A 24,428-nucleotide genomic window follows, 5' to 3' on the forward strand; every position below is an offset into this window, starting at 1 on the left:
CAAAGTACGAAGCCCACGGACCAGGCAAGGACGGCTTTAATAAACTGTCCGGATACGCACCACTCTCCACAATTATCGTATCAAATATCGAAACATCCGTCGGCAATGAATCACGCACAAACGCCACTCCAACATTCATCCCGTCATACATACTGAAATTGTTCGGCACATTACAATCCCATAACGGTAAGACCACACGCACACTGTCGACCGCCTGACGCGCCGAATCCTCTAAATAACCCACAAACTCCGGCGCAACCACTGTATCGGAAACCATCCCCGAATCATCATATAACACGATATACTGCCAACCAATATCTCCAAACTCCAGATACTGCACCGCCTCACTCATATCCAAAGGATAGGTAATCGCCACACTGATGTTGCTGAGCAGTGAATCATTACCCGACAACACCTCAACCGTCGCCGAACCCGGCACAAAATCCACTGGATCACGACGCGGCGCCGCCGTCACTCCAACCTTTCCACTCTCAAACTTCAATACCTTGTATCCAGGCCCTAATGTGTCGTCATCCTTCACCATATTGTAATCAAACGACGTCACCGCATAATAGTACGTAAACCCATTACGCACATCCGTATCCACATACGAATGGAATATCCCGGTATCCGTCGCCAATAACGTATCATCCGGAATCGACGTCGTATCCTCAAACACAATACCGTTGAACTTGTCACAATACGCCAGCTTCTCCCAATCTCCACTCTCACCAGTCAAACTGCGCCACACCCGATAACCCTCAAAATCATACTGCTTGTAATACGGATCATATAACGGCGAAGTCGGATCCGTACCCACAACATCATAATAAGGATCCGGCTCATACTCAGGCGCACTGTTCCAGACCAAAGTCACCTGCGCATCACCCGGCACACACGTCAAGGTCGGCGGCGAAGGCGGACCCGGCAACAACCAGTTCATATCATAGATAAACTGACACGTATTGTCGACCGGCACCAGACCAGTATCAGGTCGGGCATCGGTTGAATCCCAGCGTGCAAAGATTATACCGACGAGCACTGTGGCGACTGAATCAGCCATAAGTTCAAACGGCCCGCTGCACTGTAAAAACCTCTGGTCATCAGGCTGAGGAGGAACCGTATCAAATGGTTCATAGACTCCGGTCTTGAAATTATAACCGGCAAGGGTCACATAACGTTCATTGTCTCTGTTCGGCTCAAGGTTCAGGGTAAAGCGTTTGAATGCAGTCATACCGAGCTGGGGGATTTCCGAGGGGTCGCGCCAGTCCGGAGTACCGTCGAGGTCCACATCCCATAAAGAATCCGGCAGATTATTCACATAATATGAACTGTCGCGCTCGTACTCATCAGGAATGCCATCATTATCTTTATCTTGACCTGGCTGTAAATCCCAGGGGCTCTGCAAATAATCAAAGCCTATCGTGCCTGGAAAATTGCTCCAGCCCGGCTCACTCTCGGTCTGCCATTGATAACCGAGATTGTCGACCCAGAGTGATTCACCGTCAATCACATACCACTGACCAACAATGCCCGAGATAATATCATTACCAGTCCCGGCTTCATTACCAATGTCATTATCTGTACAGACACCGAAATAGCAGTCAGTTAAATCAGCACCACTCACATTACGCAGTTCGAACTTGATAAAGATGATGTCCTGGGTCGAACTGAGGTTCCAGGCATAGACGGTCTGATAGACCACCAGACCGATCGGACGGGTATCACCCGGAATATGGGCGCTCTCATCAAGGTCATTATAGACACACCAGGAATCCTGATGCGACTTATTCTTCTGCGGTGGAACGACCGTGCTGAAACCGTTTTCTGGTGGAGGCCAGTTCGTAGGATACATAAAGATCACAGCATTGGGGTCGCTTTTAGACATATCTTCATCACCTGGTACATATTCGGTTTCAGCACCATGTGGACCATAACCGATCGTTACCAGGGTATCACCATCGACAATCGTGCCGAACCAGGTGCCCGCACCGAAGATATAGTTTTCATTACTGCCTTTGGGCCACCAGCAGCCGGCTTCCTGATTCTTGGTCTGGCCGAACTTGCCGAAATTAGAGATACACATCTCAACCTGATTTATATTGTGTATCTTAATCTCTTCATTTCGATACTGCTGGCTTGTTCCGGCTGTCCTACTGAATCCAATAATTGCAATTAGCAGTATTGGTAATAATATCTTCTTCATTTATGCCTCCTCCTCGTTAGAATCCAATACCAATACCAAATCTGACTCTAAATGGGCTATAGTAGTTTCTCGGGTCTTCATAGTAATCAGTACGCGCCGCCATATATGCCTGTTTCATCTCTACTGGATTGATTAATCCATCGTGATTATAATCGGCCTGGGGTGAATAGCGGGAGCTTGAGATCGGTAGATAGCCGAATTGACTCAGGGTCGGTTCAGGATCACCGTGGTCATCCGGCAGACCGGTCGTTACATAGACATCTCTCACCTGTTCGGTATTGAACAGATTGTAAATCATACCGCTCAATACCATATTAAATCCACCGATGCTTATCCGCCGGCTGAAGTTCCAGTCAACATTCCAGTAACCGGGCATACGGGCTGAATTCTCATCACCCAGTTTATTACCCTTTAAATCCTCAGGTGTATATGGATGGCCTGAATGATAAGAGAAGACAAATGAATTAATAAATTCCTGAAGCGGTATCAAGAAGAAGTCTTTGGGAAATTCCAGGTCGAAATTGGCGTTGACTGTATGGCGTTCATCAAAGTCAAGCCAGTAATCAATGACCGGTGGTTCAATCTGGTAATTATAATGGTCGTAATACCATTCACCTGCCCAGGCACCCGTACCTTTGGCAAACTGGAGTGTATAGGTACAGCCCAACGCCCACATATTCGACATCTGTTTCTTTATGTTGAACTCGAATCCTTTGACATTACCGTAGTCGACATTAAAGAACTGGAAATAAGGAGTGGGCAATGCCGGAACTTCTCGAATCTGCGAGAGATCATAGATATCCTTAAAATAAGCAGTAAAGCCGAATGCCACAACATCAGTAATCTGATTCTCAATACCAACTTCATACATTACGGTCTTTTGCGGCTTGATCAGGATGTTACCGATGATGGTGTTTCCACGACTCAGAGCGAGCCTGATAACCGCGGTGTCAGTCGTGCCATACATATCATCAAGCTGAGGAAGCTGGAAATAGTGTCCGTAATTAAAGCGGAACTTCATCCGTTCGGTTACTGGTAGAGAAAATCCCAGACGCGGTGAAATCTTATAAGTTGCATTTGCCTCAACCAGAGTAGAATCCAGGAAATTACCCGGGTCAACAAAGGTAAAGGCTTTGGGTTCAAAATAATCAAAGCGCACTCCAAGCCGGGCAATCAAACCCTCAAAGTCCATTTTGTCCTGGATATAACAAGCAACCTTATAAGGATCTCGATCATAATAATCCCAGAAAGGATTGGTAACCGTGGGCAGGTTGTTGTCATAATACTTAATCTGGTACTGAATAAAATCTATACCGGTCTTGAACTCGTGAACCTTGCCCACAGAATGGGTAATATCAAACCTTGCCTGATAATCATTATTATACCAGTAGCGCCAGACACGATAATCGCCATAAGTATAGAAGAGACCCTCTATACCATAAGGATTATTACGCAGCGCAGCGACATCCCGATTTGTATATTCTTCATGATACTGCATCAAACTGTCAATGAGCACGTCGCGGATCGGCAATTCACTATTAACCATATAAGGAATAAGATGTTCACAGTAGAAGCGGTAATCTTCATACCACTTACGGTCGTGCGCGGCTTCCCATTCATAATCCCGATTACCATAGGCGCGGTCAAAATGCGTGGCACCCACTTTTAATGAAGTAAGAGTCTTTGCGGTAAGCATATAATTGAATGTACCGGATAATATCCAGTTCTTGGTCCGACTCATCCAGATGTGATCAAAGTATTTAAGACTGCCGCTGCGCCAGGCGACGTACTGTTCCCGTGAATTGAAACCGGAAAGTGTAATCTTTCCTTTGGCATTGGGAAAAAGATAGGAAAAGCGCGCCTGACCGCGATAGTCCATTCTCGGCGAAGGAACCTTGTAATAGGCTTCTTCAAAGGCATCAGTGAGCATTAATTCACCGGAAAGGAAATAACGCAGTCGTTTGGAAAGTGGCAATGGCCCGCCCAACGAGAAATCATAGAGATTATATCCGTAATTGAGTTTCTCAACACCACTGAACATTTCATCCGTGAGATAACGGAACGTGCCTGAATGTTTTGGTCCGCCTTCTTTGGTCACAATATTAATGACACCGGAAAGTGCATCACCGTATTCAGCGTCAAAACCACCGCTGACCACAGTAACCTCTTCCACAGCATTGGGATTTATCCGTGCTGACTGCCAGCCGGTGTTCGGTACCTTGGTTATAATACCATCGACAAAATAGGTGATTTCATCAGCCCTGCCGCCGCGGACATGGGTACCCAGATCACTCTGAACCACACCCGCCTGAAGCGTGATCACCTGATTTATCGTGGTCACCGGCAAACGGTCCATTTCATCCGAGGTTACTGCCCGACCTGTCGAGGTTTCAGAGACAACGATCATCGGCCTTTCCGCGACCGCAGTGACTCCTTCGACCTGAATCACTGTGGGCGACAACCGGAAATTGAGCGGGGTGGTCTGGTCCGCATTCACGACCACTTTGGTGTATCTGTACTGATTATAACTTATATAAGAGGCTACAACCTGATATGTTCCGGCTGGGACATAAAGGATTGTATATTCACCATTTTCATCGGTTGCGGCACCATATTCTGTTCCCTCGATGATGACGTCGGCGCCGATCAATGGTTCGCCTGTCTCTGCATCCGTCACTCTTCCCGATATCCTACCAAATTCAGAAGCAAAGAGAAAAGCTCCTATAAAAAGTAGACAGATCAACTTTTTCATTGTGCACCTCCAACGTTGACCGGGATGAGCCATACCTGTGCCTTATAATCCTGCGGAGGCAGGACATAATAGTATGGTGCGTTTACCACTGACTCGAAGTACAGATTGGTTATGCCTGAACCGTTCACCACCAAACTTCCTGTTCCGCCGTCCAGTTCCACTCTGTTTGAACCGGCACATAATGCAAAGTACGACACCATACTGTCGACAACCGTTCCGAAACCGAGTACCACTTTCACACTCAGGGTCTCGCCGTCAGTATATTGAAGCAGCGAATCGATCGATCGGAAACGGTTCATAACATGACCGGTGTACAGGGTGTCATAGCTTGATGCAATGATTGTATCTGATGTGCCGTCACTGCGCGTCAGAATCACCTGGTCGATGGAAGGTATATCTGTACCTGCCGCAGGGAAGTTATAGATACCGTAAGATATGCGGTTCAACTGCCAGTTGCCCTCTTCATCACGGTCAAAGAATATATGGCGGTAGCCGTTACCCGTAACATTCAGTTCATCATATCCCGGCGTCGAATCAACAATCACGGTATCGAGCTGGATATCAGTGTCTCCCTGCCAGAAATAGTAACCGGTCTGGGTCTCATCATAATGCATCAGAGAGATCACTGTAAAGGTGTCATAGAGATATACCGTACATGTAGTGTCTTTGGCAAACCAGAAATCCAGAGCATTCTTCCGTTCGGTAAGCCGCAGGGCGCAGCTGTCGACATGCTGTTTCACAATGGTCGACTCCTCACGGAAATAGCTGTCAGCCACGACAAAGGAAATCGGATCAAGGGTTACAGGGATATACATCGAATCAAACATATCTTCACTGACAAGTAATGCTGAATTATCATTAAGTATGCCGTGAATTTCAGTACTGTCTTCCGGAGTACCTTCGTAGAATGATTCAGGTGGCTCATTTCCGCACGTAATAATAAACATTCCCACAATAAGCAAGAGGCTTAGAAGGTCTTTCTTCATTATTCCTCCTTTCATTATTCCTCCTTTTCAATCATTATACATACATAAATATGCACTTCTTTCCTCCGATAATATTTTGTGCATATTCTTTTTCTCTGGTCCTACATTTGCTCTTTTTTTGATTGCACCACCTCCTTTTTATCTCTATCTATAAAATTATACCAGAATTGTAAAGAATGTCAAGGGTATACAAATTATATCCTCTCTCCACCCGGCTAATTCAATTCAAATTTAAGAGGCATTGAGACCCAGACGCGCACGTATTTGTCACGCTGCTTTGCCGGCGTAAACTTCGCCGACTTCGCCGCAACAAGCGCCGCCTGGTCCAGCATCTGATTGCCGCTCGACTTCAAAATCTTCACCTCACGGATACTGCCGTCGATATCCACCAGCATCTTAACCACGGTCGTCCCTTCAATACCTGCACGCCGCGCCAATTCCGGATATTTCGGCTTGGGAATATGAACCGGCTTCGGCTTCACCTCCACTTTGTAATACGGCACGATCTCAATCTCCGGACCGGTCGGCATGGTCCGAATAATATCCTCTTTGAACTCGGTCGCCGCAATCGTCTCCACCGCCTCTTCAGCAACCTCACTCTCGGCCTCGACCGCAACCTTAGGACGCTCTACAGGCGGCGGCTCTTCAAACTTCTCGATCTGCGCTGAAATCTCCTCGACCATCGTCACAATCTCTTTCTTCAACTCATAAGGTTTGGGTGCGGTATAGGGCACAAACGAGAAGAGAAGAATGAAAATCACCAAGCTCGAAAAGAGCCCGGCGCGTAAATATACCCCGTACATCTCTTTATGGTCGCGTTTCATGTCTGCCTCTCTGTTGCAAAGGTTATCTTAAAAGCCTTGGCTTCTTTTAATTGGTCAAGAATAACGTCAACAGTACCGTAAGGAACCGCTTCATCCACATTCAGGATTGTAATCAATTCCGGATTCTCCCATATCTTATTCGCCATTATTCCGCTGATCATATTTTCACCCACGATGTTATCGTCGATATATATCTTGCTGTCGGCATCAACCCAGATATAGCTCACATTACGCCTCATGAGAATACGTTCCGTCGACCTCGCCCGGGGAAGTGAAATCTTCAGGTGGAGTGTCGTCGCTCGAAATACCGTGGTGACCATAAAAAAGAGGATAAGAAGAAAAGCGATATCTGCTGTGGATGCCGTCGGTATATCTGGCCGCTGCGTAAACCTCCGAATAATACTCTTTCTCATCATTCCTCACTTGTTGGTATGAGACTTATCTTATTCGCCCTTAATTCCCGACCGTCGTCAGTCGTCACCTTAGCCAGTTTTATCTGATCAAGAACACCTATCATATTTTTATACGGAGCTTCTTTACTCGTCCGTATCGAAACAACTAAGAGGGTGTCACGTTCAAGCAATCTTTCTTCCACAATACGTCTGATTTCGTCGTACTGGTCTGTCGGGATGTCTTTTTCTTCACCTGCTGATTTGATTCGAATCGCGCCGGCGGGATTAATCATAATCATAACAATATTTTCCTGCTTGACCTTAACAATATCTTCCTGGGTCGCCTTTTCAGGCAGAAGCATCTTCAAACCTTTATCTTTAGTGAATACTGTCGAGGTAAGGAAGAAAATAAGAATCAAAAATGCGACATCCCCCATTGAAGCGGTCGGGATTTCACTCTTCTGCTTTTTCTTCTCCCGAAGCTGCATTATTTTTTCCTTTTCGGATATTGTTCAATCAAATAATCAATCAAACCGCTCGCCGCCTCTTCCATATCTCTGGTATATCCGTCGACCTTACTGGAAAAGAGAATATGGATGATTGCGAGGGGAGTGGCGATTATCAAACCCCATTTTGTCGTAATCAAAGCAGTGGAAATACCGCTCGCCACGATCGTCGGTTCCACCTCACCCGCCATTGCGATGGCGGCAAAAGCAGTAATCATTCCCATAACTGTTCCCAAGAAACCGAGAAAAGGTGAAACTGTGGTAAGTCCGCTGAGCAGTGCCATCCCGCGGTCAAGAAAAGCCAGTTCTATGGCAGCGCTGCGGGCGACCATCTCTTCCATGGCATCTTTTCCCTGATGCGCCTTTTCCAGCACCGCGCGTAAAATTTTGGCAACCGGTGCAGCAGTTTGATCACACAGGGCGATACCTGCATCAATCCCCTGTGAATCCACTGTTGAAGTCAGCTTCTCCAAAAAAGTCCTTGGATTCAGTCTTGCTTTTATAAAAAGACTGAAAAGTCTCTCCAATATCAACCCAATCCCAATAACTGCACAAACGAGCAAAAACCACATCACAAAACCACCGCCGCCTTCGGCACCAAGTTGAAATTCCCGTATCATATACTTCCTCCTTTCATTCTTTTATTATATATATCAACCACATAAAGTCAAGATATTTCAACATTATATTAAAAATTTCAGTCCTGTCAACCGCAAAATTACACGATTATTTCGAGCTCGCTGAATAGTAAAGAATCCCTCCTATAAGTGAGAATACACCGGACCCCAGCAGGAGAAAACTTTCAATCCGCGATAAACTGAGGGATCCTATTATTAAATCAAATAGATCCGCCGGTCCGGCAGTACCGAGCAGAGGAAAATAGAAAAGCATCCGATATATATGGAATACCGCCAGGACAAGCAAAAAGAGACTGCCGATAATCGGAAATATCCATATCCCTTTTCCCTTGATCAGAACCAACAATCTTTTTATTATCAATCCATATATAATCAAAGAAACAATCGTCAGCAATATTGCTATAATAAATAATATCTCTGCAGGAATATCAGCTCTCATATCATCCTCCTTTTGTCACACCGTAGAATCGTAGATTGGCTATCAACGAAAGGATTCCGGAGATAAAGAATAATCCGTAAGCAAGGTAATTTGTACCACCTTTCGGCAGCATCATCTTGCCGCCCAGTCCGCAGTAAAAAAGTTGAATAAGAGCAAAGAGAAGAATGCCTGTGGGTGCGAAAATCATAAACTGCCAATTGGTCCTCTCTCCGAGGACGATCTCATAACGTCGTGCGATTATCCCCAGCACGATGAACGCAAGCCACAAGAGAACCGCACCGAGGACAAGAAGATAATTGGGAATCACGGCAAGCGCCTGATACTTTGCCGGCTCAATCCCAAACGGCGCCGTTACCAAAAAGTAATTAATCATAACACCTCCCTTTTTTCATTTGAGGATCTCCAACAATTTATTCGTCATCTCTCTTCCTTTTGACGGACCAATAATCATGCCAGCGGCTTTACCGAGAGCGAAAATAAGACGGCGGGCATCATCATCATAAAATTCATCAACGTCGATGCGTTGAGCTTTAAGTTGATTTTTATAGATACGTTCTGTAAAATCACCCAAGTAATCCTTTAAAATTTCTTTCATCTGGTCCAGAAAACCGGGTTCCAACTTCACTTTCGGCTTTTCCCGTGGAGCTGCAGCACCTTCTCCTGCGGCACCCGCCGCTTCTTTCAGTTTTCCAAGAAGTTCCCGGATTTCTTCTATATTATGTTCTTTCGGTGCGCTGAACAAACTTCCGACAATCCGTTCGTCCTGAAGTTCCATAACAAGACCCTTCTCTTCGCCGATCATCTCTATTGTATCAATCTTCACATCACCCACTGCTCCGATTGTTTCGAAGATGATCGTCGCCATCTGGGCGATCTCTTTTTTCAAAGACTCTCCGCTCTGAGTGATATCAAGATTTCCTGATTTTTCAACGATGAAAGGAGTCGGCAGACCTTTCTCTTCGTAATTATTCAGAAACTCTTCAACCATATCACCTCATCCTCTCTATAACGGCTTGAACCTTTGCCCTTGCCTGGGATGATCCCATCTCTTCAACCGCCTTTTTCACCAGGAAATCTATGATGGAGCGAAGGGCCTGTACAAAATCATCTTCTTTATCTTCCGGCGGCTGATCCTTAAATATCAATTCATTACCGACAACACCGATATAAGGAACAATGTCTCCTCCCAGAATACCGAGCCCTTGATTCAGTAATTCAAACCAGTGGCCTTTCTGCTCCGCACCACCGAATTCATCAACCAGAAGATTAATCTGTTTCACCTTTGAGCTGATACTTCGGGGTAATTCAATCTTCCGTTCTTCTGCGGGTTTTTCCTCTATCTTCTCTTCGACCTTTTCTTCTACCTTCTCTTCAACCTCCTCTGCCTTTTCCTCCACTGCTTCTGGAATCTCTTCTTCTGGTACCTCCTTGACCTCCTCTTCTGGCTTCTCCTCAATCTCTTCTTCAGGCTTTTCTTCCTCTGCAAGTTTCTCTTCCACGGCTTCTTCTGCCGGTCGTTCTTCACCGGCAAGGGCAGCATTGATCCGTTCGATTATATCTTTTGTTTCGGTCTCCCTTTCAACCTCGATGCCTAAATATTTTGAACCATGGGGAAATACTACAAGCCGATATGAACCATAGCATAGAGAAAGATAATCAATATCTCCCATTGAAAGGCTGTCTCTGATTACCTCTGCTGCAGACGAGAAAAAAGCCGCAAGGTCGCCCACGGGTACAGAGGACGCTCCCTTAACCTCTTCAATAGAGCCGTCTTCGGCTTTGATCACTGCATAGCCGATAATTCCTGCTAATCTATCTAATTCCTCCATAACCTTTCTTATTCACTAATCTTCTTTTCAAAAGCCTGCCATTTCTTTTTGAAAAGAAGTTTTCCGTACAGTTTCGGACCGCGGCTTTTTATATATTCTTTAAACTCCTTAATCGATTCTTCGACCTCGTCATACGTCAACTCAGCGATCGGTTCGATCTCAAAAGTTTCCTCATTGATATCCAGGGCGTCGATAATCTTTTTGTTTCCCCATTCCTTCAATAAAAGCAGACCGTTTTCGCCGAAATCTTCAAATAATTTCTTCAGAAAATCTATAAGCCTCGTCATCACCCGCTGAGCTTCTTCCGGATCATAAATCAACCCCTGGTCTTTCAACCACGTTATTGTCTTGGTCGCTTCATAACCGCCTATCTTTGACTCGGCGATTACATCCCCCAGTCTTCTCTTTCCGTCAATAAGCGCAAGTATCTGCCAATCAGCCCTTCGCAACGCCACCGCGGATTCCAGGTCCCGGGTTGATTTTGCAAGAACCGTATCCATCGGCGGCAGCTTTTTCTTTATCTCCTGGAATTCAATTCGTCGTTTTTCAATATTCTCAGTAAGTTTACCGAAATCTTCGGAAATGGTCTGCTCCGGTGCTTCGACACCCGGTTCAAAAGAAGCGGTTTCCAGTTCAATAAAAGAAAGATTGAGCAGCGCCTCAATTCCTGTTTCCACCCCGTCCGCCGCATGAACAACAAAACCTTCCTTTATATATATCTCACCGGTAATTCCTCCACTAACCTTAAGAACCCCTGATTTCTTTACCCTTGCGAGAAACTGCAAAACATCACCAAGGGTGAATTCCTTAAGACTGATTTCAAAACCGGTCATTATATCAATCTCAACCAGTTATGTAATAAAAAGTATAACCTGCCGATCAATAAGGAAATACGTGCCATAATAGTATATCCGAATGAAGCACCGAACGAAACCATCATAAACCAGATACCTATCTTCGCCGCTCCTCCCAGTACACCTTTGTGCTCTTTTGAAAAATAGAAATAGATCAGGGTGAATATCACACCCAAAATTATTAAAAGATTGGAAATAAACTGAAACGGCGATACGCCGGCCAGCGGTAAAAACGTCGCCTGGAGCTGGGGTAAAATATCACCCTGGACAATCTGCAGGACAAAGAGCGCCATTGAAACCCCCATTGTAAAGGTCAAAGGAATTCTCACGAGCCAGTTGATCTTCGGAAAGAGAGGTGCGAACATCATAAATCCCACGATGATCGGGATTATATACCACAGGTTTCCCTGTCTGACGAGCGGTTCAAAAAGGTTCGGCCAGGCGAAGTTCGACCAGAGCACAACCGCCCAGTAACCTGCAGAGACGCCCACAAAGATATGTTCCGCTACTTTATAAAAGGGATTGTCTTTATAAAGGAACGAATATATCGCCAATGTCAAAAGAGCGGCAATCCACACACCAATCGTTTCAAGCATTATTTCTTTCTCCGTTCATAAATAAGGATGATATTACCGATGATGATGAAGATTACGATAAGTACATGAACGATCGACTGGGAATCCATTCCTGCGGTAGCCCTTCCTTTTCTCTTCACTAATGTTTCATATTCGGCGGCACCCTTCAAACCACCCAGGAGTCCGGTCAGCTGTCCTGAGGCGAGATACTGATATTGGCGCGGCGCGGAAATCGCGGTGGTCGCACCGCAGATCGTGGTACCGAAACGGGCGTTGAAATAGATAATCCAGTGGAGGATTCCCGGATCACCGGCCGAGAAGGTCATTACAACACTTATATCACCCGCCGACTTTACGGCTTTGCCGAGTGGAAACGAATCTATCGGCACTCCGGCGTAATCAGTCGCTACAACATCGGCGACATTTCTTCCCAGGGAAAGAAGCATAACCGCTCCTCCGGGTTTATAACCAACGTTTATATAATCCACGCCATAGACCTTATTATATTTGGGCGCAAGTTCCTCGAAAACGATATTGCCCAGAGGAATCCCTGCGGGCCACAGCCCCATCATATAAACTCTCAGATTTTTTCGGAAGCAGTGGTCAATAAAAGCAAGGGTGGCGGGAAACAATTCTGCTTCACTGCCCGGGTCATAATCAACCGAAACCACGACGATCGAACCCTCGGGTAACGCTTCAATCGTATCATAAACGGACTTCACCGGCTGCGTAATATCCACTGGCAGACCGATAGGAAAGAGCAAAGGAATGATGGCGGCGAGACCGACCAGCAGAAAGATAATTCTTCGATCGACCTTTGCAATCCGTTCCAGAATATTCATCTCTCTTCCCTATTCTCTTCCAAAAACCTTCTCATTCTTTTCCGCCTCCCATATAACTGCGTTCAATCCCGAGCAATACCCTCAAAGCCATTGAAATCAAACCGAGATCTATTCCGAAGATAATTCCTCTTTTGGCAGCGGTGTTCGGCACCTGCATCAACCATTCGACCAGATCAGGGAATCCATGCCAGATCCAGTAACCGACCGGCACCCTGCCGATCATCACCAGCACTGCGGCGATAAGCAAAAGCGTCGCCTCGGGATTCCTCGCCCTGAAGGCACGAAACGCCGCGGATGCGACAAAAAAGGCAAGAAGCGAAAACATTGTGGCGCTGAGTGGAATCTGAAAATTTCTGAAGAGGTACTGAAACATACCTCCATCCGTACCGCCGATGAAACCGGCGGCCATCATTATAAATAAAAAAGTCAATAGAATGATACTGTACTGCCAGTCCCTCAATCGCCGCTGAATTTTGGAAATGTTGATCTTTATGATATTAAAAACTCCGATAAAAACAAAGAAAGCGATGACGCCGAGATACCAGTTCTGCAGGGTCTGTGAAGCGTCCTGAAACCATCTCAACGGTATAAAGAATGCGATGAGCATAAAAAAGCCGCAGCCGAAAACAATGATTAAAGGCAATGTCCTTTTCATTATTGCACCGTTGTAAATAAATTAGTAAATACGTCTGTTCCGAAGAGACGTGTGATAACACCTGCTATGATAACAAGAATAAAAATCAACTTTCCGAGATCCTGTCCTTTCAACGACCCGAGTTGCACCGGTTCCTGGGACAGATAAGCACTTGCCGCATACAGTTCTTCACCCAGAAGGGTATAATCACAAGCGGCGACAAAAAACGGAAGCTGGTCAGGCATCGCTGTTCCGGCGATCTGAATCGCTCCGGTGGAATGACCGGTTTCCGCCAGAATCAATGATTCGGCATAGAACGTCCCCAGATAAAAGTTGGTTGCGGGTTTCTCCCTGAGCATGATTCCGTCAACCGCGGAAACATAGCCGAACTGGTCGTCGGTGAGGTATCTGATATTATCGGCGTTAAACCAATCAGGTCTCCCCACCTTTGTAGCGGCTTCCTTTACAACCTGCTGAGCCATGGTCATCGCCATCGCCTTGCTTGTCGGTACATACAGAGGTGTTCCGTACTCCGCGGTCTTTTCCGCAACCTTGGAAAGGATACTCATCGAAGCGATGGTTTGAGGATCGTCGATGTCCATTATACCCGGTACATATAATACGGGTTTTCCCATTTCGGTTGCACGGCCGATCGCTTCTTCGGCGGCGGTCAACGCCGGAATCCTCCGTATATATAATTTCTCCCGACGCGCACGCGCAATATAAATAAGGACAGCCGCAAAAAGAACAACGATCGTTATTAAGATATTGATACGGCCGGTATTAAAAAACTGAGCAGAAGCCTTTACCGGCCCGGCGTTATTCGAAAAGAGATTCTCGTCACCGGTCTTCACCTCAACTTTGTAGTAGTACTCTTTTCCTCTTTCTATATTGGTGTCCACATATTGTGATGCATCAGCACCCAGCACCTGAATTACTTCATAATTCTCAGTCGGTTCAAGGCTTCTTAATAATATGAGGGAATCGAATTTGAGTTCACTCTGCCACTGTATGGTAATACTCGAACCATCATCATTGGGTGTATCATAAGCTTCAATATTTATCCCCTGAGCCAGCAATAATATCAGTAAGACCATATTGAATAATAATATACAAATTGCCCGAAATGTCAAGTCAAAACTTCACCCCTCCCCTCACCCTCTACCCTTCGCCCTCCGCCCTATGCCCTCCGCCCTTAACCCCTTCTCCGTTTCTCCCGCTCTCCGTTTCTCCCTGTCATTCTGAGCGAAGCGAAGAATCTCCCTTTTTTCCAGCGCAGCTCCATTCCATGCACGAAGTGCATCCCTTCCAGCGCAGCTCCCTTCCAGCACCGCTCCCAATCCCCCTATGCCCTCCGCCCTTCGCCCTTTGCTCTATCCTTGACATCAGGGTGAATTTTGCTAAACTATAAAAAATTCTTTTTGCGGTGTGATCATACCTTTTTTTATAAGGAGGTCGAATGGAATATTTTTTAAATGACAGGGAAATGGAATTAAAGATGAAGGCACGGGAAGTCGCCGAAAAACTTGTTCTGCCGGTGCGTGACAAATTCGATGAAACGGCTGAGTTTCCAATGGAACTGGTAAAGGAAATGGGAAAACAGGGGTTGTTGAAAATCTTTATCCCTGAAGAATACGGCGGCACAGGTGCAAGAATAATCGATATGTGTATCGCAGTGGAAGAGATTGCACGCGTCTGTGCGGGTATTGCCACGGCATACGCAGTGGGCGCACTTGGAAGCGGTCCGATTGTCCTCTTTGCGAGTGAAGAACAGAAGAAAAAATATCTTCCAGGTATTGCAACCGGAGAATTACTCTGCGCATTTGGCCTTACTGAAGCCCAAGCCGGCAGTGATGCCGCAAACATCCAGACGACTGCGCGCAAAGAGGGTGATTACTACATTCTCAACGGTGTAAAACAATTTATTTCAAATGCAAGTTTTTCCGATGTCTATACGGTTCTGGCATCCACGGACAAATCCCGCGGTGCCCGCGGTATCTCGGCATTCATTGTCGAAAAAGACTTCCCGGGATTTTCTTACGGTAAAAAAGAGAACAAACTCGGAATTCGGGCGTCGGTAACCACTGAACTTGTCTTTGAAGACTGCCGTGTACCGAAAGAAAATCTAATGGGGAAAGAGGGGCTTGGATTCATCTATACGATGAGAAATTTTGATCGGGCGAGACCCGGTGTGGGTGCAATCGCCCTCGGAATCGCTCAGGGTGCATATGAAGAGGTCTTGGACTTCGCCTATGAACACAACCTCTTGAATAATCAGTATGTCCAGAAAAAAATAGCTGATATGGCGACCGAGATAGAAGCAGGAAGATCTTTACTATACGCAACCGCAAGAATGATTGACGCCGGGATTAAAGGATATTCAAAAGAATCTTCTTTTGCAAAATTATATCCCTCTGACCTGGCGGTGAAAACAACCATTGAAGCGATTAAACTGATGGGTCCTTATGGAGTCATGAAAGAGTATCATATGGAAAAAAGGTTGCGAGACGCCAAAATTACACAGATCTACGAAGGGACAAATGAAATTCAGCGCAGTGTCATCGCCCTGGAACTAACCCGGGAAACAGGTAAAAAGGCAAGAGAAAAGGAGGCAAAATGAAACTGGATCAAGAATGCATTTTGTTACAGAACGAACTACGGAAATTCAGCCAGCAGGTTCTTGCAGAAAAGGTCGATGAACTCGACAAAGCCGCTGCTTTTCCTTCGGACATAATAAAACAGCTTGCTGAAATGGGTATCCTCGGGGCAATTATCCCTGAGGAGATGGACGGTGCGGCGCTGAATTTAATCGGCTTGGTGGTCTCTCTCGAGGAATTGAGCAAGGTCTGCGCATCCACCGCAACAATAGTTGCAACCCACAATGCATTCTTCACCTTTCCGATATTGAAGTTCGGCACCGATGATATGAGAAAGAAATATTTACCTCTGGCTGCGACCGGAGAAATCATCGGCGGCTATGGACTCCCTGACACGAATGAAGTGGCTGTAACAAAACAGAATGATACCTTTACAATGAACGGAAAAACCCTGTTCCTGCTCAACGGTGAAGCAGCCGGCCCTTTTATCACTGCCGTCGATACGGATAAAGAAGAGACTCAACGGTTCGTGGTATTGATTGAACAGAACAAAGAATCCGTAGTCTGTACAAAAAATAATTCTGTACTGGGATTAAAAGCCGCGGGTATTGCTAAAGCAACCTACAGTGATCTTCCACTCACTCCGGATATAATCATCGGAGGGAAAGAGAAAGGCGCTGAAATCCTCCAGGCTACTCTGGACTTTGCCAACGTATGCCTTGCTGCTGTCGCCTTGGGAATTGCACAAGCCGCCGCCCGGGAAGCACTCAAGTATGCGCGGGAGCGGGTTCAATTTGATCAACCGATAATCAACTTCGGGATGATAAGGGAAAAGATCGCCGACATGAACACCAGGATAGAAGCCGCCCGCTCTCTTGTCTACGATGCGGCATTACAATATGACGAAGGCAAAAAATATACGAGAAGCGCCGCAATGGCGAAGTACTTCACCGGTGAAGCCGCCGTTGACATCACCACCCAGGCGATTCAGGTCTTCGGCGGATACGGTTATATGAAGGACTATCCTGTGGAGCGCTATTTCCGCGACGCCCAGGTGATAAACGTACTGGGAAGCACTCCGATTCAGGGAAAGGAAGTGACGGCGAAAGAAACGATTGGATAGTATTCAGAAGGCGTCTTCAATATAATTATACTTGATCTTCCCCTGCTCTTCGTTGATCGCCAGCACGTCGAAATGTATTTCACTGTCTACAGGTAAACACCGCTGTTTCAACCACAACATTGCGGTTGTTCTTATCTTCTGCTGTTTTCTGCGTACCACCGACTCCTGGGGAAGACCGTATTCCGTACCTGTTCTGAATTTCACTTCAATAAACCTGAAGGCTTTTTCTTTACGTGCGATGAGATCGATTTCGCCAAAGCGGCAACGGAAATTATGAGCCACGATAATAAAACCTCTGCTGGTCAAATACTCCCTTGCCAATCGCTCTCCTTTTCTGCCGAGTTCTGTTTTATTATATCTCATAACAAACGAAATGACTTACGGTGGATAGGAGAAGGGCCGTATTTTTTTATACATATACGATGTAATTTCGTCGGGTAACCTTTGTGTTTATGAAAATGGTATCGGGGGTATTTTCGGTGATACTCCGTCATTATCGTATCTCTTTTCACCTTTGCAAGAATTGAAGCGGCGGCGATTGAAATACTCAGTGTATCCCCCTTTATCAAAGCTATCTGTTTTATGGAAAGTCCCTCAATGTTTACGGCGTCGACCAGAACGACTTCAGGAGTGAGGGCTAAATTCTCCACGGCGTACTTCATTGCACGCTTTGTCGCATTCAAAATATTTATCTCATCAATCACATCAGGGCCGACTATTCCGAAGCAGTAAGAAAGCGCCGATTGAGTGATTATGTTGTAAAGTCTTGCCCGCCTGTGCGGTGTAAGTTTTTTGGAATCGTCAATCTGGGGATGGTAAAAATTTCTTGGAAGTATTACTGCAGATGCGACGACAGGACCTGCCAGCGGTCCTCTGCCGGCTTCATCAACACCGGCAAGAAGACTATGTCTTTTCCACAGATTTCTGTCCAGAAACGCCTTCACCCGTTTTTTCCTCTTTCTTCACTTCGTCGGGCGCGGCTTTCTTCTCTTCCGTGGATTTTACCTCCTGTTGACTCTCGACTGACGACGCTATTTCTTCAGCAACAGGCTCTTTTTCCTCCCCTGTTTCATCGGTCTTCCTGGTCAGACGCGTCGCCTCTTTGATCTTCATCTTCCTGCCCCGCCGTTTTCTCAAATAGCCCAGTTTAGCCCGCCGTACTTTTCCTTTCTTCTTAATCTCAATCTTTGTAATCATCGGCGAGTGGAGTGGAAAAATCCGTTCAATACCGATTCCGGCAGAGATTTTTCTCACCGTGAATGTTCTGCTGAGCGCTTTTCCCCTCATCTGAATAACAACCCCCTGGAATGGTGTAATACGTTCTTTATCACCTTCTTTGATCTTCGTATAAACCTTCACCAAATCCCCGGGTTTAATATCAGGAATTCCTGCCATTGAGAACCTCCAACAAAATTTCCAGATCTTTTTTTGAGAATATCTTCTTTTCAAACAGTTCAGGCCTTTGATTCAGTGTCTGCCGTAATGCAGCCCTTTTCCGCCAGGCGGCGATCAAATTATGATTACCGCTTCTTAATACCGGTGGAACTCTGAATTTTTTATAGACCTCTGGCCTGGTATAAATCGGTGCTTCCAGCAAACCACTCTCAAAAGAATCCGTATCGGCTGAATCTTGATTTCCCAGAACATCGGGCAATAATCTTGTCACCGCCTCAACGAGCACCAATGAACCGATTTCACCGCCGGAAAGTATATAGTCCCCGATTGATAACTGGAGAGGATGAAACATATCGTTTATCCTTTCATCGATTCCTTTATACCTGCCGCATATAATAATAATGTGGGAATTTTCCGCCAAGTTTCCCACAATTTCCTGATTCAACCTTACGCCTTTCGGTGTAAGGTTTATCAGCACTGAATGACGGCTTTTAACCGAAGCGATCGCTTTAGCTAATGGTTCAACCTTCATAACCATACCCGCTCCACCGCCGAACTGGTAATCATCCACTACTCCATCTTCTGTAAAATCTCTCGGGTTGGTGATTCTGATCTCAACAATATTCTTTTCCCGGGCTATCCGTAAGATACCGCACGAAAGAGGACTTTCAAAAAATTCAGGAAAGAGTGAAATGATGTCTATCTTCATAACATCTCTTTGAAAATATTACCCTTCGAACCTATCATTGCACGGATGATTCAGATTAAGACCGTCTTAAAGATGGATACCGGAAAAAAGATGAAAAAGGCAAGAGATGTCAAATCTCATTATTCAATTATCTCTAATACCGTGCGTTTTCCTTGTTTCATTGCCGCAGCGGTAATGATCGTCCTGATCGCTTTTGCTGTTCTACCTTCCTTACCAATCACTTTACCCAGATCGCCTTCACCGACTCTAAGTTCATATATAATGCTCTTTTCACCAGCTATTTCTTTTACGTCGACTTTATCTGGATTGTCAACTAATGCTTTTACGATATACTGAATAAGCTCTTTCATTGTTAACCTCCTTCTTTAGCGATTAATTTAGCCACAGTATTGGTAGGCTGAGCTCCTTTGGAAATCCAATACTCGATGCGATCCCTGTTGAGTTTTAATTCTTTACTTCTGGGATCGTAATGGCCCACTTTTTCTATGTAATTACCATCTCTTGCCTTTTTCGAATCTATCACGACAATTCTATAAAAAGGAACCTTTTTTCTGCCGATTCTCGTTAATCTAATTTTCACCATAGCTTATCATTATATACATTTTTTAAAATTTGTCAATAATTAATTTCAAATAAAAATCCAGGGTATTAAGTCGGAGTTTTCTTTGAAAGGAGGTGATCCAGCCGCACGTTCCCGTACGGCTACCTTGTTACGACTTAGCCCCAGTCATCCACCCTACCTTGGGCCCTCTAAAGAGAGACTTCAGGTATTGTGGACTTCCATGGCTTGACGGGCGGTGTGTACAAGACCCGAGAACGTATTCACCGCAGCATGCTGATCTGCGATTACTAGCGATTCCGCCTTCATGAGGGCAAATTGCAGCCCTCAATCCGAACCATGCCCATCTTTAAAGGATTTGCTCCACCTTACGGTATTGCTTCCCATTGTAATGGGCACTGTAGGACGTGTGTAGCCCTGGACATAAAGACCATGATGACTTGACATCATCCCCACCTTCCTCCACATTATCTGCGGCAGTCCCCTTAGAGTGCCTTCATCCGAAGACAAACTGGCAACTAAGGGAAGGGGTTGCGCTCGTTGCAGGACTTAACCTAACACCTCACGGCACGAGCTGACGACAGCCATGCAGCACCTGTACTAGCTCCCTGCCAGAGGCAGGGTCCCTCGCCTTTCGGTTCAGTACCACTAGCATGTCAAGCCCAGGTAAGGTTCTTCGCGTTGCCTCGAATTAAACCACATCCTCCACCGCTTGTGCGGGTCCCCGTCAATTCCTTTGAGTTTCACCCTTGCGAGCATACTCCCCAGGCGGTACACTTAACAGGTTACCTACGGCACGCACTGTACAGCGCATGCCAAGTGTACATCGTTTACGGCTGGGACTACCGGGGTATCTAATCCCGTTCGCTCCCCCAGCTTTCGTGTTTCAGTGTCAGGACCGAATAATCATAACCCGAAGATTAAAATTATTCGGCTCCTCATACGAGGAACACGCTAGAGAGCCGCCTTCGCCATCGGCATTCCTCGCGATATCCACGCATTCTACCGCTACACCGCGAGTTCCACTCTCCCCTCATGTCCTCAATCCCGATAGTTTCAGATGCAGTTCAACAGTTAAGCTGTTGGATTTCACACCTGACCCATCAGGACACCTACACACCCTTTACGCCCAGTGATTCCGGACAACGCTTGCCTCCTCCGTATTACCGCGGCTGCTGGCACGGAGTTAGCCGAGGCTTCCTCGAGGGGTACCGTCATTATCGTCCCCCTCAACAGAGGTTTACATCCCGAAGGACTTCATCCCTCACGCGGCGTCGCTGGGTCAGACTTGCGCCCATTGCCCAAATTTCTAGACTGCTGCCTCCCGTAGGAGTTGGGACCGTGTCTCAGTTCCCATGTGGGGGGTCATGCTCTCACACCCCCTAGCCGTCATCGCCTTGGTGAGCCGTTACCTCACCAACAAGCTGATAGCACAAAGGACTATCTCAGAGCGACCGAAGCCTTTCATCCTGATACTTGTGTATCAGGATTATATGGAGAATTAGCCCCGATTTCTCGGGGTTATGCTCCACTCCGAGGCAAGTTCCCTTTGTATTACTCACCCGTTCGCCACTCGCCAGCACCACCCGAAGGCGGTCTGCTGCCGTTCGACTTGCATGTCTAAGACACGCCGCCAGCGTTAGTCCTGAGCCAGGATCAAACCCTCCAAAAGTAACTTTGTTACTTGGATTGTAAGGCATTAAATTTCTTTAATGCCTGGACCTAATACCCTGGACAAATTTTAAAGGGAATATAAATTGTCAAAGATCGATAACCTCATTTTGAAGCATCTATATTATAATTAAAATATGAAAGTTGTCAAGGGGTAACTTTACTGGAAGATATTATTCATTATAACCGACTTTTCTTAGAGGAATAGCGAGAATAACATATATCAATAAATAGCTAAAGCACGCAACAATCAACAAAGAGTTGAACCCATATAATTTTGCCAAAATCATTGACAATGCACTACCGCAAACTGACATAAATCCATTTACCCCCCAGATTAATCCAATATCTCTTTTGCACTTTATCATTTTTTTACGTAATAACAAAGGGAAAGGAATCCCCAAAAGGATCCCAACAGGAATAATTATTAAAAAAGAAATAAAGACCTTTAGCCAATTTTCAAGAGCAAATACAATCAATAAAAAGCGTCCGAGGAAAAAGAAAAAGACGCAAAGTATAAAAGATATCAAGAAAATAACAAACTTCATCGAACTGATTTTTTCAATTTTATTCTGACTCAGAAATCCACCAATTCCACATCCCAGAAGTAAACCAAAGAGCACCACGGAGAAAGCCATAATTGGATAGCCAAGGAAAAAAATGAACTTTTGCATCAGTGCGAGTTCCACTAACATAAAGCCGAAACCTAATAACATAAAATTAGGTGCCACTTTAACGGTATTTTCATTTCGACTAAAAAACAACAGCACGCCAGCCATTCCCATAGCAATAACACATAAAAGGTAAAGAAACAAGGGAGGATGCGGAAACAGATTGTAGAAAAAAGGTCTTTCATCCGTCGTTATACTGATATCAATATCAAAGTGTTGCCGCATATGCTCAATATAATTTGTTAACTCAACATACGAACTAAATGGTATCGGTATATTTTCTTCAACCAAGAATGGTAAATATTCAAGCATAAGATTGTTGTCTTCTGTGAAACTTTGGATTTTCTCGATCTCTTCAATATGGAAACTACTCTTTTTTAGAAGAAATAAATACTTGTACGGTGAGCTTTCAAGAAAATTTGCCACAATAACAAAATGATATTTCGCATCTTTAATACCTATTCCAATCTTCTTGAGTGCGTAAATGGCGTTTATCACCGTTTTTAGCAGGAAGTACCGGGTCTCACAGATAATGGCTACATATCCATCAGGTTCTAAATGGTGCAGATAATCGTAATAAGCTTCAGTAGTGTGAAGATAGCTCTCAAAAAATGGCTGGCCCAATTTGTTGGTAGTGTTTGTAAAACTAAGGCTTAAATAAATCAAATCATACTTTCTATTGGTTCGTTTGAGATAATTACGCCCCTCTGAAATAACAAAATTCAGATTCTCTAATGACATTAAATTACCGTTAAAATCAGCATAATCCATCAGGAGAGTGGGAATACTTTTGTTGATTTCAACCGCATCGATAGTCTTCATTTCTGCCAGTCTTGCAAGGATAATATCTAAACCTCCACCTGGTCCAATACTTAGAATACTTCCTTTTGTAGTAGAAATAAATGGTAGATAATTTAAACTTTTTTTAAGCCAGCGAACAGTTTTTAATTGTGTATCAGTCTGGAACATTATGGCTGGCGCTCCTCCATCAACAAATATACCTCGTGTGTGAGGTGAAGAAGGATTATAAATAACATCCGTTCTGAAAGAGGAATTCCAGTATGTTCGTTCAATAAAACTTTCACTCTTTTTCAAAAAATCAACCAGAGGTTTTGTTGCCTTCATTGTGGGGATTTCCCTATATGAGATATCAACTATTTTATATTTTATATTTACCATTAAAATACCACTAAATAATACAGCAGTAAAAAAATAAAATTTTTTATTATAAACAATTCCAGTAATAGAAAGAAATAAAATTGAAAAAAGGAACATAAGATTAATTGGTGGAAAGATTGCCAACAATAAAATTATACTCAATACTCCAATACAGGCTCCCAACAGATCAAAGAAGTAAATAAATCCACTGTGTGCTTGGTGGGATTTAAAAAATGAGCTGATGAGGAAGCCGGAGAATATAAAAACCGGTAAAAATAATACAGAAAGTAACACAGGATGGAGAAAAAAAATCTTTATAAAAAACGGAACAATGACTGACAAGGAAAATGATACTCCATAAACGTAAAGTATTAACTGAATATATTTTTCGTTATCTTCAATTAACGAGGCGAACAAACCTCCCAAGCCTAAACCGAGCATTGCAATTGCAACTGAAAGAAAAACAAAATAATACGCAAAAATGAGGGAAAAAATTCTTACTATCGCTATTTCGAATCCCAGACTACAAAATGAGATTATGAATACCGATATATATACTTTGTTGTTTAAAATATTTTTATTTTCCAACATCAGGTAATTATTATAACTAAAATATAAACATCGTCAACTCGATAATACTATTGTTGTTGTGTATATAGATATAATAAATAATACGGGAGGATGTCCATCCTCCCGTATTATTCGTTTCCCTTAATCGGCTGGTGGTGGAGTAGTTCGTGTGCAGTAAAAATCATGAACGCCACAGCTTATATGTGGTTCCCAGTAAAATCGCTTCCAGCCAGAATAACGATATTGCCCATTCTCATAGGTGACTGCATATGCTTTCCAATTACCTTGAGTAAGACCTGTTTGACAGTATATACGATACGTACTGAAAGTCGCGTCATAGTTATAGCCTGCAATTCCAGGTCCCCCGACTTTACACACGACGATGTTATACAACAAATTCCCCGCAGGAGTACTGTCACTTGCATAAACCGTCCCGTTAAGCCCACAGGCTGCACGATCGTCAGAAAAAGAAGTTGTAGCGAATAGAAGAAAAACAAG

The 24,428-nt window shown here is 44.7% G+C and carries 25 protein-coding genes and 1 rRNA gene; 2 read left to right on the top strand and 24 right to left on the bottom strand.

Features of this window, described 5'->3' with window-relative positions; genetic code table 11:
* The 16 genes from ENI34_03625 to ENI34_03700 form a co-directional block, all read right to left on the bottom strand.
* On the bottom strand, positions 1 to 2,206 hold a 2,206-nt coding region (locus ENI34_03625), incomplete at its 3' end, for a hypothetical protein (protein ID HEC78216.1).
* Positions 2,207 to 2,222: 16 nt separating this feature from the next.
* On the bottom strand, positions 2,223 to 4,991 hold the full coding sequence (locus ENI34_03630) for a TonB-dependent receptor (protein ID HEC78217.1): 2,769 nt from the start codon (positions 4,989 to 4,991) through the stop codon (positions 2,223 to 2,225).
* Positions 4,955 to 5,959, bottom strand: coding sequence for a hypothetical protein (locus ENI34_03635; GenBank protein HEC78218.1), 1,005 nt, complete (start codon positions 5,957 to 5,959; stop codon positions 4,955 to 4,957). Before ENI34_03635 ends, ENI34_03630 begins: the two co-directional genes overlap by 37 nt.
* Before the next feature lie 200 nt (positions 5,960 to 6,159).
* The gene (locus ENI34_03640; protein HEC78219.1) at positions 6,160 to 6,768 is read right to left on the bottom strand and encodes an energy transducer TonB; all 609 of its coding nucleotides are present in this window, start codon (positions 6,766 to 6,768) and stop codon (positions 6,160 to 6,162) included.
* Positions 6,765 to 7,184 (bottom strand): biopolymer transporter ExbD, encoded by a 420-nt coding sequence (locus tag ENI34_03645; GenBank protein HEC78220.1) that lies wholly within the window; start codon positions 7,182 to 7,184, stop codon positions 6,765 to 6,767. Before ENI34_03645 ends, ENI34_03640 begins: the two co-directional genes overlap by 4 nt.
* Positions 7,181 to 7,648, bottom strand: a complete 468-nt coding sequence (locus ENI34_03650) for a biopolymer transporter ExbD (protein ID HEC78221.1) — start codon at positions 7,646 to 7,648, stop codon at positions 7,181 to 7,183. Before ENI34_03650 ends, ENI34_03645 begins: the two co-directional genes overlap by 4 nt.
* Positions 7,648 to 8,286 carry a MotA/TolQ/ExbB proton channel family protein gene (locus ENI34_03655; protein ID HEC78222.1) on the bottom strand — a complete coding sequence of 213 codons (639 nt, stop codon included), beginning with the start codon at positions 8,284 to 8,286 and terminating at the stop codon, positions 7,648 to 7,650. Before ENI34_03655 ends, ENI34_03650 begins: the two co-directional genes overlap by 1 nt.
* 106 nt (positions 8,287 to 8,392) lie before the next feature.
* The gene (locus ENI34_03660; protein HEC78223.1) at positions 8,393 to 8,743 is read right to left on the bottom strand and encodes a hypothetical protein; all 351 of its coding nucleotides are present in this window, start codon (positions 8,741 to 8,743) and stop codon (positions 8,393 to 8,395) included.
* A gap of 1 nt (position 8,744) precedes the next feature.
* The gene (locus ENI34_03665; protein ID HEC78224.1) at positions 8,745 to 9,116 is read right to left on the bottom strand and encodes a hypothetical protein; all 372 of its coding nucleotides are present in this window, start codon (positions 9,114 to 9,116) and stop codon (positions 8,745 to 8,747) included.
* Between the two features lie 15 nt (positions 9,117 to 9,131).
* A complete protein-coding gene (locus ENI34_03670) occupies positions 9,132 to 9,731 on the bottom strand; it encodes a hypothetical protein (GenBank protein HEC78225.1) in 600 nt (199 codons plus the stop codon).
* A 1-nt stretch (position 9,732) separates the two neighbouring features.
* Positions 9,733 to 10,572 (bottom strand): hypothetical protein, encoded by an 840-nt coding sequence (locus ENI34_03675; protein ID HEC78226.1) that lies wholly within the window; start codon positions 10,570 to 10,572, stop codon positions 9,733 to 9,735.
* Positions 10,573 to 10,580: 8 nt separating this feature from the next.
* A complete protein-coding gene (locus ENI34_03680) occupies positions 10,581 to 11,405 on the bottom strand; it encodes a DUF4388 domain-containing protein (protein ID HEC78227.1) in 825 nt (274 codons plus the stop codon).
* Positions 11,405 to 12,022, bottom strand: coding sequence for a hypothetical protein (locus tag ENI34_03685; GenBank protein HEC78228.1), 618 nt, complete (start codon positions 12,020 to 12,022; stop codon positions 11,405 to 11,407). Before ENI34_03685 ends, ENI34_03680 begins: the two co-directional genes overlap by 1 nt.
* Complete coding sequence (locus ENI34_03690) at positions 12,022 to 12,843, bottom strand: hypothetical protein (GenBank protein ID HEC78229.1); 822 nt, start codon at positions 12,841 to 12,843, stop codon at positions 12,022 to 12,024. The genes ENI34_03685 and ENI34_03690 overlap by 1 nt, the downstream gene beginning before the upstream one ends.
* A gap of 31 nt (positions 12,844 to 12,874) precedes the next feature.
* Complete coding sequence (locus ENI34_03695; GenBank protein HEC78230.1) at positions 12,875 to 13,498, bottom strand: hypothetical protein; 624 nt, start codon at positions 13,496 to 13,498, stop codon at positions 12,875 to 12,877.
* Entirely contained in the window at positions 13,498 to 14,574 is a 1,077-nt protein-coding gene (locus ENI34_03700; protein ID HEC78231.1) for a hypothetical protein, read from the bottom strand. Before ENI34_03700 ends, ENI34_03695 begins: the two co-directional genes overlap by 1 nt.
* A gap of 362 nt (positions 14,575 to 14,936) precedes the next feature.
* On the opposite strand from ENI34_03700, the gene ENI34_03705 reads away from it, so the two are divergent.
* Positions 14,937 to 16,097, top strand: a complete 1,161-nt coding sequence (locus ENI34_03705) for an acyl-CoA dehydrogenase (GenBank protein HEC78232.1) — start codon at positions 14,937 to 14,939, stop codon at positions 16,095 to 16,097.
* Positions 16,094 to 17,197 (top strand): hypothetical protein, encoded by a 1,104-nt coding sequence (locus ENI34_03710; GenBank protein HEC78233.1) that lies wholly within the window; start codon positions 16,094 to 16,096, stop codon positions 17,195 to 17,197. Before ENI34_03705 ends, ENI34_03710 begins: the two co-directional genes overlap by 4 nt.
* Before the next feature lie 3 nt (positions 17,198 to 17,200).
* Here ENI34_03710 and ENI34_03715 read toward each other — a convergent pair whose 3' ends face one another.
* The 8 genes from ENI34_03715 to ENI34_03750 all read right to left on the bottom strand — a co-directional run bounded on the left by ENI34_03715 (position 17,201) and on the right by ENI34_03750 (position 23,951).
* Entirely contained in the window at positions 17,201 to 17,560 is a 360-nt protein-coding gene (locus tag ENI34_03715) for a YraN family protein (protein ID HEC78234.1), read from the bottom strand.
* Complete coding sequence (locus ENI34_03720) at positions 17,557 to 18,141, bottom strand: ribonuclease HII (protein ID HEC78235.1); 585 nt, start codon at positions 18,139 to 18,141, stop codon at positions 17,557 to 17,559. The genes ENI34_03715 and ENI34_03720 overlap by 4 nt, the downstream gene beginning before the upstream one ends.
* Positions 18,101 to 18,592, bottom strand: a complete 492-nt coding sequence (locus tag ENI34_03725; GenBank protein HEC78236.1) for a 50S ribosomal protein L19 — start codon at positions 18,590 to 18,592, stop codon at positions 18,101 to 18,103. The genes ENI34_03720 and ENI34_03725 overlap by 41 nt, the downstream gene beginning before the upstream one ends.
* The gene (trmD, locus tag ENI34_03730; protein ID HEC78237.1) at positions 18,576 to 19,301 is read right to left on the bottom strand and encodes a tRNA (guanosine(37)-N1)-methyltransferase TrmD; all 726 of its coding nucleotides are present in this window, start codon (positions 19,299 to 19,301) and stop codon (positions 18,576 to 18,578) included. Before trmD ends, ENI34_03725 begins: the two co-directional genes overlap by 17 nt.
* Before the next feature lie 119 nt (positions 19,302 to 19,420).
* Positions 19,421 to 19,651 carry a KH domain-containing protein gene (locus ENI34_03735; GenBank protein HEC78238.1) on the bottom strand — a complete coding sequence of 77 codons (231 nt, stop codon included), beginning with the start codon at positions 19,649 to 19,651 and terminating at the stop codon, positions 19,421 to 19,423.
* 2 nt (positions 19,652 to 19,653) lie between these two features.
* The gene (gene rpsP, locus ENI34_03740) at positions 19,654 to 19,884 is read right to left on the bottom strand and encodes a 30S ribosomal protein S16 (GenBank protein ID HEC78239.1); all 231 of its coding nucleotides are present in this window, start codon (positions 19,882 to 19,884) and stop codon (positions 19,654 to 19,656) included.
* An 84-nt stretch (positions 19,885 to 19,968) separates the two neighbouring features.
* Positions 19,969 to 21,535 (bottom strand): 16S ribosomal RNA (locus ENI34_03745).
* A gap of 169 nt (positions 21,536 to 21,704) precedes the next feature.
* Positions 21,705 to 23,951 (bottom strand): hypothetical protein, encoded by a 2,247-nt coding sequence (locus ENI34_03750; protein ID HEC78240.1) that lies wholly within the window; start codon positions 23,949 to 23,951, stop codon positions 21,705 to 21,707.
* Positions 23,952 to 24,428: the final 477 nt, after the last annotated feature.

The organism is candidate division WOR-3 bacterium (assembly GCA_011052815.1).
Taxonomy (GTDB): Bacteria; Hydrothermota; Tepidihabitantia; order SM23-42; family SM23-42; genus DRIG01.

Bases quoted from the DNA above. Each gene is read 5' to 3' on its own strand.
- ENI34_03685 (HEC78228.1), bottom strand. From the start codon at position 12,022: ATGCTTGAAACGATTGGTGTGTGGATTGCCGCTCTTTTGACATTGGCG.
- ENI34_03670 (HEC78225.1), bottom strand. From the start codon at position 9,731: ATGGTTGAAGAGTTTCTGAATAATTACGAAGAGAAAGGTCTGCCGACT.
- ENI34_03675 (HEC78226.1), bottom strand. From the start codon at position 10,572: ATGGAGGAATTAGATAGATTAGCAGGAATTATCGGCTATGCAGTGATC.
- ENI34_03655 (HEC78222.1), bottom strand. From the start codon at position 8,286: ATGATACGGGAATTTCAACTTGGTGCCGAAGGCGGCGGTGGTTTTGTG.
- ENI34_03660 (HEC78223.1), bottom strand. From the start codon at position 8,743: ATGAGAGCTGATATTCCTGCAGAGATATTATTTATTATAGCAATATTG.
- ENI34_03645 (HEC78220.1), bottom strand. From the start codon at position 7,184: ATGATGAGAAAGAGTATTATTCGGAGGTTTACGCAGCGGCCAGATATA.
- ENI34_03635 (HEC78218.1), bottom strand. From the start codon at position 5,959: ATGAAAGGAGGAATAATGAAGAAAGACCTTCTAAGCCTCTTGCTTATT.
- ENI34_03680 (HEC78227.1), bottom strand. From the start codon at position 11,405: ATGACCGGTTTTGAAATCAGTCTTAAGGAATTCACCCTTGGTGATGTT.
- ENI34_03705 (HEC78232.1), top strand. From the start codon at position 14,937: ATGGAATATTTTTTAAATGACAGGGAAATGGAATTAAAGATGAAGGCA.
- ENI34_03650 (HEC78221.1), bottom strand. From the start codon at position 7,648: ATGCAGCTTCGGGAGAAGAAAAAGCAGAAGAGTGAAATCCCGACCGCT.
- ENI34_03640 (HEC78219.1), bottom strand. From the start codon at position 6,768: ATGAAACGCGACCATAAAGAGATGTACGGGGTATATTTACGCGCCGGG.
- ENI34_03710 (HEC78233.1), top strand. From the start codon at position 16,094: ATGAAACTGGATCAAGAATGCATTTTGTTACAGAACGAACTACGGAAA.
- ENI34_03690 (HEC78229.1), bottom strand. From the start codon at position 12,843: ATGAATATTCTGGAACGGATTGCAAAGGTCGATCGAAGAATTATCTTT.
- ENI34_03700 (HEC78231.1), bottom strand. From the start codon at position 14,574: ATGGTCTTACTGATATTATTGCTGGCTCAGGGGATAAATATTGAAGCT.
- trmD (HEC78237.1), bottom strand. From the start codon at position 19,301: ATGAAGATAGACATCATTTCACTCTTTCCTGAATTTTTTGAAAGTCCT.
- ENI34_03735 (HEC78238.1), bottom strand. From the start codon at position 19,651: ATGAAAGAGCTTATTCAGTATATCGTAAAAGCATTAGTTGACAATCCA.
- ENI34_03715 (HEC78234.1), bottom strand. From the start codon at position 17,560: ATGAGATATAATAAAACAGAACTCGGCAGAAAAGGAGAGCGATTGGCA.
- ENI34_03665 (HEC78224.1), bottom strand. From the start codon at position 9,116: ATGATTAATTACTTTTTGGTAACGGCGCCGTTTGGGATTGAGCCGGCA.
- ENI34_03695 (HEC78230.1), bottom strand. From the start codon at position 13,498: ATGAAAAGGACATTGCCTTTAATCATTGTTTTCGGCTGCGGCTTTTTT.
- ENI34_03725 (HEC78236.1), bottom strand. From the start codon at position 18,592: ATGGCAGGAATTCCTGATATTAAACCCGGGGATTTGGTGAAGGTTTAT.
- ENI34_03750 (HEC78240.1), bottom strand. From the start codon at position 23,951: ATGTTGGAAAATAAAAATATTTTAAACAACAAAGTATATATATCGGTA.
- ENI34_03630 (HEC78217.1), bottom strand. From the start codon at position 4,991: ATGGCTCATCCCGGTCAACGTTGGAGGTGCACAATGAAAAAGTTGATC.
- rpsP (HEC78239.1), bottom strand. From the start codon at position 19,884: ATGGTGAAAATTAGATTAACGAGAATCGGCAGAAAAAAGGTTCCTTTT.